The organism is Synechococcus sp. BSA11S (assembly GCF_014224355.1).
Taxonomy (GTDB): Bacteria; Cyanobacteriota; Cyanobacteriia; order PCC-6307; family Cyanobiaceae; genus Regnicoccus_A.
Genome location: NZ_VNWP01000008.1, coordinates 47,489 through 61,923 on the forward strand (window position 1 = coordinate 47,489; position 14,435 = coordinate 61,923).

The following is a 14,435-nucleotide window of genomic DNA, read 5'->3' on the forward strand; positions in this document are numbered from 1 at the left end:
ACACTCACAAACTGACAGGGCAATCTACGGGCCAGCGCCGCAGGCTGGGCAGGGGCAGGGCGGCTGGATCGTCTCCGGCCTGAAGACACGCGAGTCGCGCCACGCTGGCCTGGCGCAGGTGGTCGAGGTCGAGGCCGAGCGCCTCAGGACCGCTGCGGGCCAGCCTGCCCAGTCCTTCACCCAGCAGCACCGTGGCGCCGCGCTGGTTGCCGCGCTCCAGGTGGAGATGGGCCACGGCGATCTGCAGCAGACCCTGGAGAACGGGCCGATCGGGCCCCTGGGTTTCATGCCAGAGCTCCTCGAAGCTGTCGTGGCAGGAATACCACTCCCCGGCATTGAAGAGGTCGACGGCCCGCTGGAAGCGGGGGTCGGCGTCGAGCAGCTCGTTCACCGTTTGGCGGGCTTCTTCGCCGGCAGCTTGCGCAGCCGGATCGACTCCGGGGTGACTTCCAGCATTTCGTCGGGGCCGATGTATTCGAGTGCCCGCTCCAGGGTCATCTGGATCGGCGACTGCAGGGTGTCAAGCACCTCAGCGCCGGCCGAGCGGATGTTGGTGACCTGCTTGGCCTTGCAGACATTGAGCTCGAGGTCGGGCGGACGGTTGTGCTCGCCGACGATCATGCCCTTGTACACCTTGGTGCCAGGGGTGATGAAGAACTGGCCACGGTCTTCGGCGCCCTTGAGGGCATAGAACGTGGCGGTCCCCTCTTCGTAGGCGATCAGCACCCCGTTGCGACGGGCATCGAAATCACCCTGCATCGGGCGGTATTCGAAGAAGGAGTGGCTCATGATCCCCTCGCCTCTGGTGGCGCGCACGAACTCTCCGCGGAATCCGATCAGCCCCCGTGCCGGAACCACGAACTCCAGCTGGGTACGGCCATCGCTGCCTGTTTCCATGTTCTGCATCTCGCCCTTGCGCATGCCCAGCTTCTCGATGCAGCTGCCGACGGCCTCCTCGGGGACATCCATCACCAGGGTCTCCACCGGTTCGCAGGGGGTGCCATCGATGGTGCGGAAGATCACCTGGGGCTGGGACACCTGAAATTCAAAGCCTTCCCGGCGCATGGTCTCGATCAGGATGCCCAGGTGAAGCTCACCACGGCCGCTGACGGCGAAGCGATCCGGGGAATCGGTGTCCTCGACCCGCAGGGCCACATTGGTCAGCAGCTCCTTCTGCAGCCGGTCGCGCAGCTGGCGGCTGGTGACGAACTTGCCTTCCTTGCCGGCGAAGGGGGAATCGTTGACCACGAAGGTCATCTGCAGGGTGGGTTCATCCACCCGGATCAGCGGCAGGGCCTCGGGATGCTCGGGACAGGCGATGGTCTCGCCGATGTTCACCTCGTCGAACCCGGCCACGGCCACCAGATCACCGGCACGGGCCTCGGCGATCTCCACCCGGGCCAGCCCTTCGAAACCCAGCAGCTTGCTGATCCGGCCGCGCTTGATGCTGCCGTCGTCGCGGATGAGGGCCGCCGGCTGGCCCGACTTGATCGTGCCGTTGTGCACCCTCCCGATCATGATCCGCCCGAGGAAGTCGGAGTAGTCGAGGGTGGTGACCTGCAACTGCAGGGGCTTGGTGGCATCACCGACCGGCGGTGGCACGTGGCGCAGGATGGCCTCGAAGAGCGGCTTCATGGTTTCGCTCTCCGTGGCCATGTCCGGCTTGGCGTAGCCGCCCATGCCGCTGCCGAAGAGGTAGGGGAAGTCGCACTGGTCGTCGTCGGCGCCCAGTTCGAGGAAGAGATCCAGCACCTTGTCGACAGCCTGTTCGGGATCCACCCGGGCCCGGTCGATCTTGTTGACGAACACGATCGGTCGCAGACCCTGCTCCAGGGCCTTCTTCAGCACGAAACGGGTCTGGGGCATCGGGCCCTCGTTGGCATCCACGATCAGCAGCGCCCCGTCGACCATGCCCAGAACCCGCTCCACCTCACCGCCGAAATCGGCGTGGCCAGGGGTGTCGACGATGTTGATGCGGGTGTCGCCGTAGGTGACGGCGGTGTTCTTGGAGAGAATCGTGATGCCGCGCTCGCGCTCCAGGTCGTTGGAGTCCATCACACAGGTGGGCACGGCCTCCCCTTCGCGGAAGATGCCCGACTGCTGAAGCAGGGCATCCACCAGGGTGGTCTTGCCATGGTCCACATGGGCAATGATCGCGATGTTGCGAATCGGTGCGCTCTGATTGGCGCTCATACGGGATCTCTCGCTTAATCTTGTCGGCAGCAACCGAAACGGTTGCAACAATCCATCACCTTATCCCAGCACCACCGAAGAGCCTCCGGTCTGATCAGTTAAAGGAGCAGATGCGCCAGATCCGGATGCGCCAGGTGCGCTTCACGGCTCAGCCGCTGGTCTGCCAGGCCGCTCAACCTCCCAGCTGGCGGGCCGGTTCGAACAGGCGCAGGGCCTCGAGCGACCCCTCATAGCGCCAGTGCCAGGGCTCGTAGCTCACCCCCTGGCTGTTGCCCCTGGGGAAGGAGAGCTGGAAATGGAAACGATTGGCATTGGCATCGAGCCAGCGGAAGGCGGCCGTGCGATCGAAGCTTTCACTCAGGTCGCTCTGGGGGTTGGCGCCGTCCCCGAGGTCGACCGCGTAGCCGGTGCTGTGCTCGGAGAACCCTGGTGGTGCACTGACCTCGGCCCGCTCCTGGGCGCTCTGGTTCCGCTCCGCCTTCACATCGAAGAAGATCCCCTGCTGCAGTTCGATCGAGCGAAAGGCGCTCAGCAGGCGCAGGTCCACACCATCGTCGGCGGCAGCCCGCTGCATCGCCAGCAGCGCTTCAGCGGCCTCGGGCCGCAGCTTCAGCCCCGGGGCCACCGCCACCAGCAGGCTGCTGCCCGCTTCGGGGTAGGGAAAGTGGCCCAGCAGGCGGCCGTCGAGGCTCTGGCGCGCCTCCAGGCCAGGCACCGGGGGCGGCGCCAGCCAGCGCCGCAGCGGCTGAAGGAACAGCACCACCCCGGCGCCCGCCACCGCCAGCAGGACGCCGATCGTGGTGGCCACGGGCTTGAGCAGACCTCTGCGGCCACGGCCCTCGGGCAGGGAGCGGCGTGCCACCGGCAGATCCTCGCGCTGCTGATCGCGCTTCAGGCGCTGCGGCCTTTGCGGGGGCACGCAACCTCGTAACAAACTTCGACACAATCGTAGGTGTCAGCCCTGGCCTGACCAGCATCGAACTGGGCGTGGGTGTTAGCTTCGCGCCCAAGGATCATTCCCGCGGAGCAGGTTTCAAGATGTTGCGAGTCGCAGTGGTGGGTGGCGGCCCGAGCGGTTCCTGCGCAGCCGAAGTGCTAGCGAAGGCTGGAATTGAGACCTGGCTGTTCGAGCGCAAGCTTGACAACGCCAAGCCGTGTGGTGGAGCCATTCCGCTCTGCATGGTCGAGGAATTCGACCTGCCCGAGTCGATCATCGACCGGAAGGTTCGCAACATGCGCATGATCTCCCCCTCCAATCGTGAGGTGGATATTCATCTCGACAACAAGGACGAATACATCGGCATGTGCCGGAGGGAAATCCTCGACGGTTTCCTGCGCAACCGGGCGGCTGATCTTGGAGCCCACCTGATCAATGGTCTCGTTCAGTCCATCGACACCGGCTCATCGCGCCAGGGTCCCTACACCCTGCACTATGCCGACTACTCCGGCGGTGGCCCAACCGGCGAGATCAAGAGCCTCGAGGTGGACCTGATCGTGGGAGCGGATGGAGCCAACAGCCGGGTGGCCAAGGCCATGGATGCGGGCGACTACAACGTGGCCATCGCCTTTCAGGAGCGGATCCGCCTGCCCAGGGAGGAGATGAGCTACTACGAGGATCTGGCCGAGATGTACGTCGGCACCGACGTCTCCCCTGATTTTTATGCCTGGGTCTTCCCCAAGTACGACCACGTGGCCGTGGGAACGGGAACGATGCAGAAAAATCAGGCCCTCATCAAGAGCCTCCAGAAGGGCATCCGCAAGCGGGCCAGTGCACGGCTGCTGCGTGGTGAGGTGATCAAGGTGGAGGCCCACCCGATTCCTGAGCATCCCAGGCCCCGTCGGGTGGTGGGTCGGATGGCTCTGGTGGGCGATGCCGCCGGCTACGTCACCAAGAGCTCCGGGGAAGGGATCTACTTCGCCGCCAAGAGCGGGCGCATGTGCGCCGAGCAGATCGTTGCCGCCAGTGCCTCCGGCAGCAGGATTCCCACCGAATCCGACCTCAAGGTCTACATCCGCAAGTGGGACAAGCAGTACGGGGCCACCTACAAGGTGCTGGAAATTCTCCAGAACATCTTCTACCGCAATGATGCGGCCAGGGAGGCTTTCGTCGAGATGTGCGACGACAAGGACGTGCAGCGGCTCACCTTCGACAGCTACCTCTACAAGCGGGTGGTGATGATGAACCCATGGCAGCAGATCAAGCTCACCCTGCTCACCCTCGGTGCGGTGCTGCGCGGCAATGCCCTGGCCCCACAGTCCTACAAACCCGTGCCCAGCGTGGTCCGCAGTCCTGAGGAAATGGAAGCCTGGTTGGCCACCCTCGCTCAGGAATCGGAGCAGCAGCAGGGAGTGGGCCGAGCCAAGGGTGAGCCCCCAGCCAGTGCTGTGGCGGCCACCCCTGAGGTGAGCAAGGAGCAGCGGGAACCCGCGCTGGCGGCCAAGGGCTGAGGGGAGAGCTGAGGCTGGTCCCCTCCAGCCTCAGCTGCTGAGCCTGCTGAAGTCGGCCAGCTCCCCTGCCTGGTTGCGCAACAGCCCGAGCAGGTTCAGGCGGTTGCTGCGGACGGCTGGGTCGTCGCACATCACCATCACGCTGGTGGCCCCGTCGAAGAAGGCCGAGAGGGCCACGGCCCCTTCGGCCAGCTTGCTGGCCAGCTCGCGGTAGCGCACCTCGGGGTTCCGCACCGCCAGGATCGGCTCCAGCTCCTCCAGCACCTGCAGCATGCCTGCCTCGCTGGCGGAGCTGAACAACGCCGGATCCACCACCGCCGCCGGGCTCAGCACATCGGCTGGCAGGTTTCCCTTCACCGCCAGCCGTGCCGCCCGTTGCACCACGGCCTGCACCGGCGCCAGCTGGCCGTCACGGCGCAAGTGCGCCAGCAGGGTCAGGCGCTGACGCCCATCGATCGGGTCGCCCAGCAGGCGCTGGGCTGGGACCCCATCCCCCGCCACGGCCTGGACGAGGTCGGGATCGAAGCCTTCCTCGTCGAACAGGGAGACCATGCGCTGGCGCAGGGCTTCCACCAGTTCGGCGGCGAGAGCGGGGGCCTCGATCTCCAGCTCGGGCAGTCGCTGGGCCCAGTGGGCTGTCGCCTGCTCCAGCAGGCTGACCAGATCCAGGGACCAGCCCCGCTCCCAGAGGATCTGCAACACGCCATTGCCTGCCCGGCGCAGGGCGTAGGGATCCGAGGAGCCGCTCGGTCGTTCTCCTTTGGCATAGATGCTGAGCAGCAGTTCCAGGCGCTCGGCCAGGGCCACCACCGCCCCGGCACTCGACGCGGGCGGCTGATCCGAAGCGCCCCGCGGCAAGTAATGCTCCAGCACCGCCAGGGCCACGTCCCTGGATTCCCCCTCCGCCAGGGCGTACTTGGCCCCCATCACCCCCTGCAGTTCCGGGAATTCACCCACCATCTGACTGACCAGATCGTGCTTGCAGAGGTGCGCCGCCCGCAGGGCCGCGACCTGGCTCTCCGGCGGCAGGGAGAGGTGCTTCAGCAGCAGTCCGCACAGCCAGTGGAGGCGATCACTGCGATCGAGCAGGCTGCCGAGGCCATCCGCGAAGGTGACGCTGGCCAAGCGCTGGCGCCGCTGCTCGCAGGTGATGGCGCGGTCGGCTTCCAGAAAGAACTCCGCATCGGCCAGGCGGGCTTTGAGCACCCGTTCATTGCCTCGCCGCACTGTGTCGGCCGCTTCCGGCAGACCATTGCCGATACAGAGAAAGCGGGGCAGCAGGCTGGCCTCGGCTGAGAGGGCGAGGGGATCCTCCGGCGCATCCAGACGGCGCAGGGGAACGTAGCGCTGGTGGCTGCGCATCACCGTGCTCAGCACCTCCGGCGGCAGGGCCAGGAAGCGCGGCTCCACCGATCCCTCGATCAGGCTTGGGCTCTCCACCAGATCCACCAGTTCCTCGAACAGCTCCTCGGGCAGGTCAGGCCGCGCCTGGGCCGCTGTGGCGGCCTCAAGCACCTGCTGGCGGATCCAGTCGGCCCGTTGCTGGCGTTCCACGAGCACGCCGCCGGCAGCCAGGCTTGCGCTGTGACTGTCGGCGTCGGCAATGGCCGGCGTCTGCTCCGACAGCCGATGGCCGCGGCTGATCCGGCCGCTGCGGATCGCTGGATCACTGCCCTCCAGCACCAGGGGAATCACCTGCTGATCGAGCAGGGCCACCAGCCAGCGGATCGGCCGGCTGAAGCGCAGCTCCCCTTCGCCCCAACGCATGAAGCGTCTCCCCTGCAGGCCGGTGATCCAGGCCGGGATGCGCTCCGCCAGCACCTCCGCGCTGGGGCGACCCGGCTGCAGGATCCGGGCGAACACGAACGGGCCCTTGGCGGTCTGGCGCACCTCCAGGCTGGCTGGATCGACCCTGCAGCGGTTGGCGAAGCCGATGGCGGCCGGGCCCGGTCGTCCATCCACGAAGGCCTGGGCGGCGGGTGGACCCTTGCGTTCCTCCGCCAGGTCATCCTGAGCCAGGTGCAGATCGGCGACGCGCACCACCAGGCGCCGCGGTGTGCCGGTGGCCTGGACAAGGCCATGGGGCAGGCGCTGGGCGGCCAGGTCGTGACGCACCTGCTGCTCCAGCTGGGGCAGAGCCAGGCGCGCGAAATCGGCCGGCAGTTCTTCGGTTCCGATTTCCAGCAGGAACGTGGCCACTCGCACAGCTCAGCAGCCTGTGACTGTATTGAAAGCCCGTCAGCCCCACCCTGCTTCGCTACCTTCAAAGGACGCTGGTGCCCCTGTTGTGACCCTGACCCCCGAACGTCATCGCAGGTCGTCAGGGATCGGCCGTACGCAGACTGAAACCGAGTCAGGGGTTGCTGAGGAACGAGCCTCTCCCGCCAGGCCAGGGGCCGCCGGCAACGGCCATGGCGACCCCGAAGCGGCAACCAAGCCCCCCAGCAAGTTCGAGCGGCTGAAGGCGGCCAGCGACTACCTGCGGGAGCCTCTGGCCACCGAACTGGAGAACGAGAAGCCCTTCTTCACCGATGGCGCTGTTCAGATTCTCAAGTTCCACGGCAGCTACCAGCAGGACGACCGCGACAACCGTCAGAAGGGCCAGGAGAAGGACTGGCAGATGATGCTGCGCCTGCGCAGCCCCGCCGGTCGCATTCCAGTGCCGCTCTACCTGGCGATGGATGACCTCGCCGATCGCCTCGGCAACGGCACCCTGAGGCTCACCACCCGTCAGGCCTTTCAGATGCATGGCGTCGCCAAGGCCGACATCCGTGAGGTGATCGGCACGATCGTGCGCTCGATGGGCTCCACCCTCGCCGCCTGCGGCGACATCAACCGCAACGTGATGGCTCCGGCCGCTCCCTTCGAGAAGGGCGGGTACCCCGTCGCCAGGCGCCTGGCCGATGAGATCGCCGACCTGATCGCTCCGGTGGCGGCCGAGGGGTCGTACCTGGATCTCTGGGTCGATGGTGACCACAGCTACCGCTTCAAACCGACCGCGGCGGTGAAACGCGCCCGCCGGCGGCAGCAGGAGGGGGCCGGATACAGCGGCGACCCCAGCGAGCCGCTCTACGGAGGCACCTACCTCCCACGCAAATTCAAGGTGGCCGTGACGGTGCCAGGGGACAACTCCGTGGATCTGCTCACCCAGGACATCGGCCTGGTGGCGTTCACCGATCCCTCGGGCCGCCTGCGCGGTTGCAACGTCTACGTGGGAGGTGGCATGGGCCGCACCCACAACAAGGAGGAAACCTTCGCCCGCACCGCCGACCCACTCGGCTACGTGGCGGCCGACGATGTGCTCGATCTGGTGCAGGCCATCGTGGCCCTCCAGCGTGACCATGGCGACCGGAACCAGCGGCGTCACGCCCGCATGAAGTACCTGATCCACGACCGCGGGGTCGACTGGTTCCGCCAGGAGCTCAGCCGCTACCTGAAGGCGCCGATCAAGCCCCTGCGGGCGGAACCGAAGCCTCGCCTGGACGACTACCTCGGTTGGCACCGCCAGAGCCGTGGTCTCTGGTTCGTGGGGCTGCCCCTGCTCTGCGGACGGCTGGAGGGTGAGCGCAAGCGCGGCTTGCGGCGGCTGATCGAGACCTACCAGCTGGAGGTGCGGCTCACGCCCAACCAGGATCTTCTGCTCTGCTCGATCGGCACCTCCCAGCGCAGCAGCGTGAAGGAGGCCCTGGCCGCCCTTGGCTTCGAGGCCCCGGAATCGCCCTCCCTGCTGGCACGCCATGCCATCGCCTGCCCGGCGCTGCCCACCTGCGGACTGGCGATCACCGAATCGGAGCGGATCCTGCCCTCCGTGCTCGAGCGCCTCGAGGCGCAGCTGCAGCGGCTCGGCATCGAGCGTCCGGTGCTCGTGCGCATGACCGGCTGCCCGAACGGTTGCGCCAGGCCCTACATGGCCGAAGTCGGCCTGGTGGGCAGCGGCGTCGAGCAGTACCAGCTCTGGTTGGGGGGGACTCCCAACCTCACCCAGCTGGCGGCTCCTTATCTGGAACGCATGCCTCTGGCCGAGCTGGAGTCCACCCTGGAGCCCCTGCTTCTGCGCTGGAAGAGCGAGGGTGGTCGCCAGAGTTTCGGCCAGTTCGTCTCCGGCCTCGGGGCCGAGCGGATTCAGGACCTGCTCCCCGCCGCCAGCTGATGGCGGCGCCGTGCCGCCCCGGCCCTGCCGCTCTGCTGGCGGGCTTCGCCAGCCTGGCCCTGCTGGCCAGCGGTTCAGGGATCCCGCCGCTCGAGGCGCGCACGATGCCCCCACGACCGAAAACTCCCGTCAGGCTCTATCAGCCCGACGGTGACACCTGCCGGGAGGAGCACCTGCTCAAGGCCTACCGGAACCAGTTGCAGCAATTTGCGGATCAACCACCGCAGGTGCTGCAGCGCCTGCGTCAGATGCAGCTGGAGCTGGGGGAGGCCAGCTTGAAGCGCTGCGCCAACGAGGGGCTGATCAGCCGTGAGGAGGCTGACCGCATCTGGAGGGAGCTGCAGCGTCAGCCCCTGCCAGGATCCCAGCCGCCATAGATCGCGACGGCCTCCCCCTGCCGCCAGGCCCAGAGCTGATCACCATGGCTGAAATGCCACCACTCGTTGGGGTGCTGGGCGAAGCCGGCGCCGGTCATCACCTCGCGCAGCAGGCAGCGCCGCCGGTGCCACTCCAGCTCACGCTCGCCTGATCCTCTGGCGCCCTCAAGGCGTTGCTCTCGCTTCGAAGGGTCGTAGTGGTCGGGCTCCGAGACCGCCCCGATCGCATCGATCTCGCCGCCCAGGTCGAGCGGTTCGCCGTCACGGGTCGCCAGGGTGAGGTCCACGGCCGCACCGGTGCTGTGGGGAGGCGGTGTGGCCGGATTCCGGCTGGGGGGTGCCCAGAAGCGGCCCACCTCCGCCGTCACCGCCTCCAGCGCGGTGCTGTTCTGCCGAGGGTCCACGCCCAGCCGCCGGCATTCGCTGCTGATGGTGTGCTCCACCATGAACTGCTGAACCTGTACGGGCCGCCAGCCGTCGAAGATGGCCAGACACCAGCTGCTCTGCTGGCGCTGCAGCTCGATCTGGGCCCTGAGCAGGCGTTCCACCACGCCGCGACGCAGCTGGAAAGGGCTGCGGCCCTCCCCGTAGGGGGCCCCCAGCGACGCGTAGGGGTGGGGCTCGAGGCGCAGCAACGCCTCGGGCAGGGGCACCAGGGGTTCGGCGGACTCCTGGATCGGAATCGGGCTCCAGGGCCTGAGCATGGCGGAGCTCACGCGCGCGGGTGGCGGGGACGGCTCAATTCAAGCTGCCGGCTTCCGCCTGTCGCTGTCGTTGCTCGAGCAGCGCCTGGCGCAGGCCAGGGTGCTGCTCCAGCTCGGGATCGAGCTCCAGCAGCCGCCGCGCCAGCGCTCGCGCCTGCTCCAGCACCTCCCCGTCGTCGCTGAGGCTGGCCAGGGCCAGATCGGGCAGCCCCGACTGCCGGGTTCCCAGCACCTGCCCGGGGCCCCGCAGCTGCAGATCCATCTCGGCGATCTCGAAGCCGTCGCTGGAGCGCACCAGCAGCTCCAGCCGCTGCTGGGCCTGCCCTGCCTTGCCGTCGTTGATCAGCAGGCAGTGGGAGGCGGCCGCCCCCCGGCCCACCCGCCCCCGCAGCTGGTGAAGCTGGGCCAGCCCGAAGCGCTCGGCGTGCTCGATCACCATCACGCTGGCCTCGGGCACATCGACCCCCACCTCCACCACGGTGGTGGACACCAGCACATCGCAATGGCCGCTGGAAAAGGCACCGATCGCCTCCTGCTTGCGGGGGCTCGGCATGCGCCCGTGCAGCAGGCCCACCCGCAGCTCCGGGAACACCTCCTCCTGCAACTGGTGGTGGACGGCCACGGCCGAACGCAGGTCCAGGGTCTCCGACTCCTCCACGAGGGGCAGCACCACATAGGCCCGCTGGCCCCGGGCCACCTCCTCGCGGATCAGCTCGTAGGCCTCCTGGCGCTGGCCCCCCCGCAGCAGGCGGGTGCGGATGGGGGTGCGTCCCGGCGGCAGGCCATCGATCTGACTCACCTCCAGGTCGCCGTGCACCGAGAGGGCCAGGGTGCGCGGGATCGGTGTGGCGGTCATGGTCAGCAGGTGAGGCTGCAGGCCCTTGCCCATCAGCCGGTCACGCTGGCGCACGCCGAAGCGGTGCTGTTCATCCACCACCACCAGCCCCAGCCGGGCGAAGGCCACCGGATCCTCGAGCAGCGCATGGGTGCCCACCAGCAGCTGCAGCTGACCATTGGCCAGGTCCTGGAGCAGCTGGCGGCGACGCCCTGCCGGGGTGGATCCCGTCAGCAGGGCCGTGCTCACGTGCAGCGGGCTGAGCCATTCCCCCAGCTTGCGGGCATGCTGCTCGGCGAGCACTTCCGTGGGGGCCATCAGGGCCCCCTGGCAACCGGCTTCGATGGCCACGAGCAGGGCCGCGATGGCCACCACGGTCTTGCCGCTGCCCACATCCCCCTGCAGCAGGCGCGCCATCGGCTGCTCCTGCTCCAGATCGGCCTGAATGTCGGCCAGCACCCGCCGCTGGGCCTGGGTCAACTGGAAGGGCAGCAACTCGAGAAAGGAGGCCATCAGGCTCGACTGTCCCCTGGGCAGTCGAAGGGGCCGCGCCGGGCGCCGGGCCAGCTGCCGGCGCCGTTGCAGCAGGCTGAGCTGCAGCAGCAGGAATTCATCGAAGACCAGCCGGTGGCGGCTGGCCCTGAGTGCCTCGCGATCAGCGGGATCGTGCAACCCGCGCAGGGCCGTGGCTCGATCCAGCAGACCCTCCTGCTGCCGCAGGGCGGCCGGCAGGGGATCACCCCAGTGCGCCGCGGCGGAGAGCACCGTCTGGATGGCCTGGCGCAGACGTTCGGCGCCGAGCCCCTCGGTGAGGGCATAGACCGGCACCAGCCGTCCGATCCGGCGCGAGCGCACAGGGGTGCCCGGGGAGTCGAGCACTTCCAGCAGGGGATCCTGCAGGGTGGGTCCGTAGGGGGTCTGCCGTACCAGGCCGCTGGCGGCCACGCTGCAGCCGGGGGGGAACTGCCGCTGCTGGGCCTTGAGCCAGCCCGGGGAACTGAACCGCTTGCCGGCGAAGAACTTGCTGAGCCGCAACCGTCCGGTGATGTCGTGCACCTGCAGTTCCAGGATCACCAGCCTGGGGTTGCGGGGGCTGGCGAAGGCATGGCAGCGCTTCACCGTGGCCACGATCGTGGCCGTGCTGCCGGGAACCAGCTCCTGAATCCGCACCAGATTGGCGTAGTCGAGATAGTCGCGGGGGTAGTGGCGCAGCAGATCCCGGGCCAGCAGCAACCCCAGGCTGGCCAGGCGCGTGGCGGTTTTCGGTCCGATCCCCGGCACCTCGCCCAGGGGGGTGTCGGGTTGGAGGAGACCGGCCGTCCTGCGGGCTGCCGCGCCCCCGCTGCCGGAGGGCGCCGGCGAGGGGGCCAGCCTCAGTCGAGGGGGTCCGGGTGGGCGTGGAGGATTCAGGCTTCGGCGCAGGCCATGCAGCCGCTCCCGGCAACGCCGCAGCAGCGACTGGCGCTGGGCCTGGGACAGGTCGTCGTAGCGCCTGAACAGGTCGGCCAGGGTGGCCAGGGCGGCCGCTGCCTCTGGCAACCTCTGGATCAGACCCTCAGGGGGCCGGCGGCACTCGCGCTCGAGAAACACGCTGAACCGTTCCCGACGGCCCTGAAGGTTCTCGAAGCCGCGCTCCACCTCCAGCTGCAGCGCCTGCTGCAGGGTGGTGATCCAGGTCCCGTGGTCCTCGGAGGACCCAGCGGCGGGACCGGGCGACTCGCCCGGGGTCAGGCCGGGGCCTGGGGGCTGGACTGGCTGTCCTGCATCCACTGCTGTTCCGCTTCCAGGGCCCGGGCCCGCCGCTGCCAGTGGCGGTACTGCTGAGCCATTTTGCGCACGCTGGCCCGTCGCTGCTCCAGGCGCTTGCGGCAGGTGCGCAGGCGGGGTTGCTCGTATTCGATGTCGCCTGTGCGCAGCAGCACCCCAAGGGCCTGCACCTGCGCGGGAGTGTCGGGGGTGCCGAAGGGCAACTGGATCTTCAGCAGGTTGGCCGGGGCCGGCAGGGCCTCCAGCTGTCCCTGCAGGACAGCGTCGAGCAGGCTCAGGGGCAGCAGGCTGCGGGTGAGCCCCAGTTTGATCAGATCCAGGTTGATGGCGTGGGACAGGTTGCGCAGGCGCCGCTGCAGGGCACGGTCCAGGGCCTTCCACCACTCCAGCAGCTCCAGGGGCTGCCTCGGCACCAGGCCCGGTTCATTCCGGCTGCCTTCGGGCTCATTCGAGGGTGACTCAGCTGGGTCCGCGCTGTGCGGGCCGCTGAGGCCAGGTCCCTGGTCTTGGGTCTCCCCGGGGTTGGCCATCACCAGCAGGGCGCGCAGGATGTCGGTGGGATCGTCAGCCTCGCCCTCCACCGGATCTGCTCCGCTGTCGTCTTCTCTGTCCTCTTCGACTTCTTCGCCCTCCTCGAGGTCGACGTCCTGGTTCTCGTGCCCGCCGATGTCGTTGGAAGGGGCCTCGAGAAGCTCGCTGAGGCCGGCCAGCGCGGGGATACCAGCGGAGAACAGCTCGGCGGAGAGGGGCAGGTTCAGATCCAGCCGGATCGAGCCGGCCGGCTCCTCACGCTCCTCCTGATCGTCCGTCTCAGGGTCGGATCCGGCCCCGGAGGACATCTGCTCCAGGACCTGGTTGAGGCGCCGTTGCTCCAGCTCCCCCTGGCGCCTCTTCTCGGTCTGAACCTGGCGGGCGAGCACCAGGAGCTGCTCGAGGGTCAGGAGGCAGCCGCAACGGTGGACCAGTTGCTCCAGCCGCCGGGGCAGTTCCTGCCGCTGGAGGTCAGTGAGCTGCTGGTAGCGCTCGGGGACCACCTGGGTGGCCACATGAAAAACGGCCTGCTGAACAGCGTCCAGCAGGCCTTCGCGCAACACCTGGAGGTAGAGGGCCAGGTCGCGGTACAGGTCCCGATGACCCACCGCCAGACTCCGACGAATCCGATCCAGGTGCCCTCGGGCTTCGGACAACGCGGTGGCGCTGGTCTCCAATCGGCTGAGGCGTAGGGACTGAGGAAGGGGAACGCCGGCGGGGCTCAGGCCGCCTTGCCGGTGATGGCGGCCACTTCGGCGGCGAAGTCGGTCTGTTCCACCTCGATCCCTTCGCCGAGGGTGTAGCGGGTGAAGCGACGCACCTGGACGTTTTCGCCGATCTTGCCGGCCACCTGCTTGACCAGCTCGGCCACGGTGATCGAGCTGTCCTTGATGAAAGGCTGCTCCAGCAGGGCCAGTTCCTTGAGGCGCTTGCCGATGCGCCCCTCGACGATCTTCTCCTTCATCTTGTCGGGCTTGCCCGCCAGGTCGTCGCGACCCATCTCGATCTGCTTTTCACGCTCACCCACTGCCGCGGGAATGTCGGTGGTGCTGACGTATTCGACATTGGGGCAGGCGGCAATCTGCATCGCCACATTGCGCAGCAGATCCTGGAAGAGGTCGCCGCGGGCGACGAAATCGGTTTCGCAGTTCACCTCCACCAGCACACCCACCCGTGCCCCGGTATGGATGTAGCTGCCGATGGCACCTTCAGCGGCCGTGCGGCCCGCTTTCTTCTCGGCGGTGGCGATGCCTTTCTGGCGCAGCCATTCGGCGGCTTTGCCCATGTCGCCCGCGGATTCTCCGAGCGCCTTTTTGCAATCCATCATGCCGGCGCCTGTCTTCTCGCGCAGTTCCTTGACGAGCTTCGCTGAGATTTCAGCCATGGGAGGGAGAGGGAGGAAAGGAAGAGTTGGGTTGGTAATCAGGGGT

At 67.9% G+C, this 14,435-nt stretch carries 11 protein-coding genes; 3 read left to right on the forward strand and 8 right to left on the reverse strand.

Annotated elements, in window-relative coordinates:
- Nucleotides 1-4: 4 nt before the first annotated feature.
- From FPZ61_RS08885 to FPZ61_RS08895, 3 genes are all read right to left on the reverse strand, one after another.
- The gene (locus tag FPZ61_RS08885; protein ID WP_221629895.1) at nt 5-382 is read right to left on the reverse strand and encodes a DUF309 domain-containing protein; all 378 of its coding nucleotides are present in this window, start codon (nt 380-382) and stop codon (nt 5-7) included.
- 5 nt (nt 383-387) lie between these two features.
- Nucleotides 388-2,193, reverse strand: coding sequence for a translational GTPase TypA (gene typA / locus FPZ61_RS08890; RefSeq protein WP_185466196.1), 1,806 nt, complete (start codon nt 2,191-2,193; stop codon nt 388-390).
- A 172-nt stretch (nt 2,194-2,365) separates the two neighbouring features.
- The gene (locus FPZ61_RS08895; protein WP_185466198.1) at nt 2,366-3,112 is read right to left on the reverse strand and encodes a M15 family metallopeptidase; all 747 of its coding nucleotides are present in this window, start codon (nt 3,110-3,112) and stop codon (nt 2,366-2,368) included.
- Nucleotides 3,113-3,231: 119 nt separating this feature from the next.
- Between FPZ61_RS08895 and chlP the strand changes: the two genes are divergently transcribed.
- Complete coding sequence (gene chlP, locus FPZ61_RS08900; RefSeq protein ID WP_221629885.1) at nt 3,232-4,641, forward strand: geranylgeranyl reductase; 1,410 nt, start codon at nt 3,232-3,234, stop codon at nt 4,639-4,641.
- A 30-nt stretch (nt 4,642-4,671) separates the two neighbouring features.
- Here the strand turns inward: chlP and glyS are convergent, their stop codons facing one another.
- Nucleotides 4,672-6,840 (reverse strand): glycine--tRNA ligase subunit beta, encoded by a 2,169-nt coding sequence (gene glyS / locus FPZ61_RS08905; RefSeq protein WP_185466200.1) that lies wholly within the window; start codon nt 6,838-6,840, stop codon nt 4,672-4,674.
- Nucleotides 6,841-6,928: 88 nt separating this feature from the next.
- Here glyS and sir point away from each other — a divergent pair, with 88 nt between their 5' ends.
- Both sir and FPZ61_RS08915 read left to right on the forward strand, forming a co-directional pair.
- On the forward strand, nt 6,929-8,791 hold the full coding sequence (gene sir / locus FPZ61_RS08910; protein ID WP_185466202.1) for a sulfite reductase, ferredoxin dependent: 1,863 nt from the start codon (nt 6,929-6,931) through the stop codon (nt 8,789-8,791).
- Nucleotides 8,791-9,168 (forward strand): hypothetical protein, encoded by a 378-nt coding sequence (locus FPZ61_RS08915; protein WP_185466204.1) that lies wholly within the window; start codon nt 8,791-8,793, stop codon nt 9,166-9,168. The genes sir and FPZ61_RS08915 overlap by 1 nt, the downstream gene beginning before the upstream one ends.
- Here the strand turns inward: FPZ61_RS08915 and FPZ61_RS08920 are convergent.
- The 4 genes from FPZ61_RS08920 to tsf all read right to left on the reverse strand — a co-directional run bounded on the left by FPZ61_RS08920 (nt 9,138) and on the right by tsf (nt 14,389).
- Nucleotides 9,138-9,872: a M15 family metallopeptidase gene (locus tag FPZ61_RS08920; RefSeq protein WP_185466305.1), complete on the reverse strand. Its 735-nt coding sequence runs from the start codon at nt 9,870-9,872 to the stop codon at nt 9,138-9,140. The two genes, FPZ61_RS08915 and FPZ61_RS08920, sit on opposite strands and share 31 nt — an antisense overlap.
- Before the next feature lie 34 nt (nt 9,873-9,906).
- Nucleotides 9,907-12,477 (reverse strand): ATP-dependent DNA helicase RecG, encoded by a 2,571-nt coding sequence (gene recG / locus FPZ61_RS08925; RefSeq protein WP_370594278.1) that lies wholly within the window; start codon nt 12,475-12,477, stop codon nt 9,907-9,909.
- The gene (locus FPZ61_RS08930; protein WP_185474805.1) at nt 12,435-13,661 is read right to left on the reverse strand and encodes a hypothetical protein; all 1,227 of its coding nucleotides are present in this window, start codon (nt 13,659-13,661) and stop codon (nt 12,435-12,437) included. The genes recG and FPZ61_RS08930 overlap by 43 nt, the downstream gene beginning before the upstream one ends.
- A gap of 65 nt (nt 13,662-13,726) precedes the next feature.
- A complete protein-coding gene (gene tsf, locus FPZ61_RS08935; protein ID WP_185466208.1) occupies nt 13,727-14,389 on the reverse strand; it encodes a translation elongation factor Ts in 663 nt (220 codons plus the stop codon).
- Between the last annotated feature and the right edge of the window lie 46 nt (nt 14,390-14,435).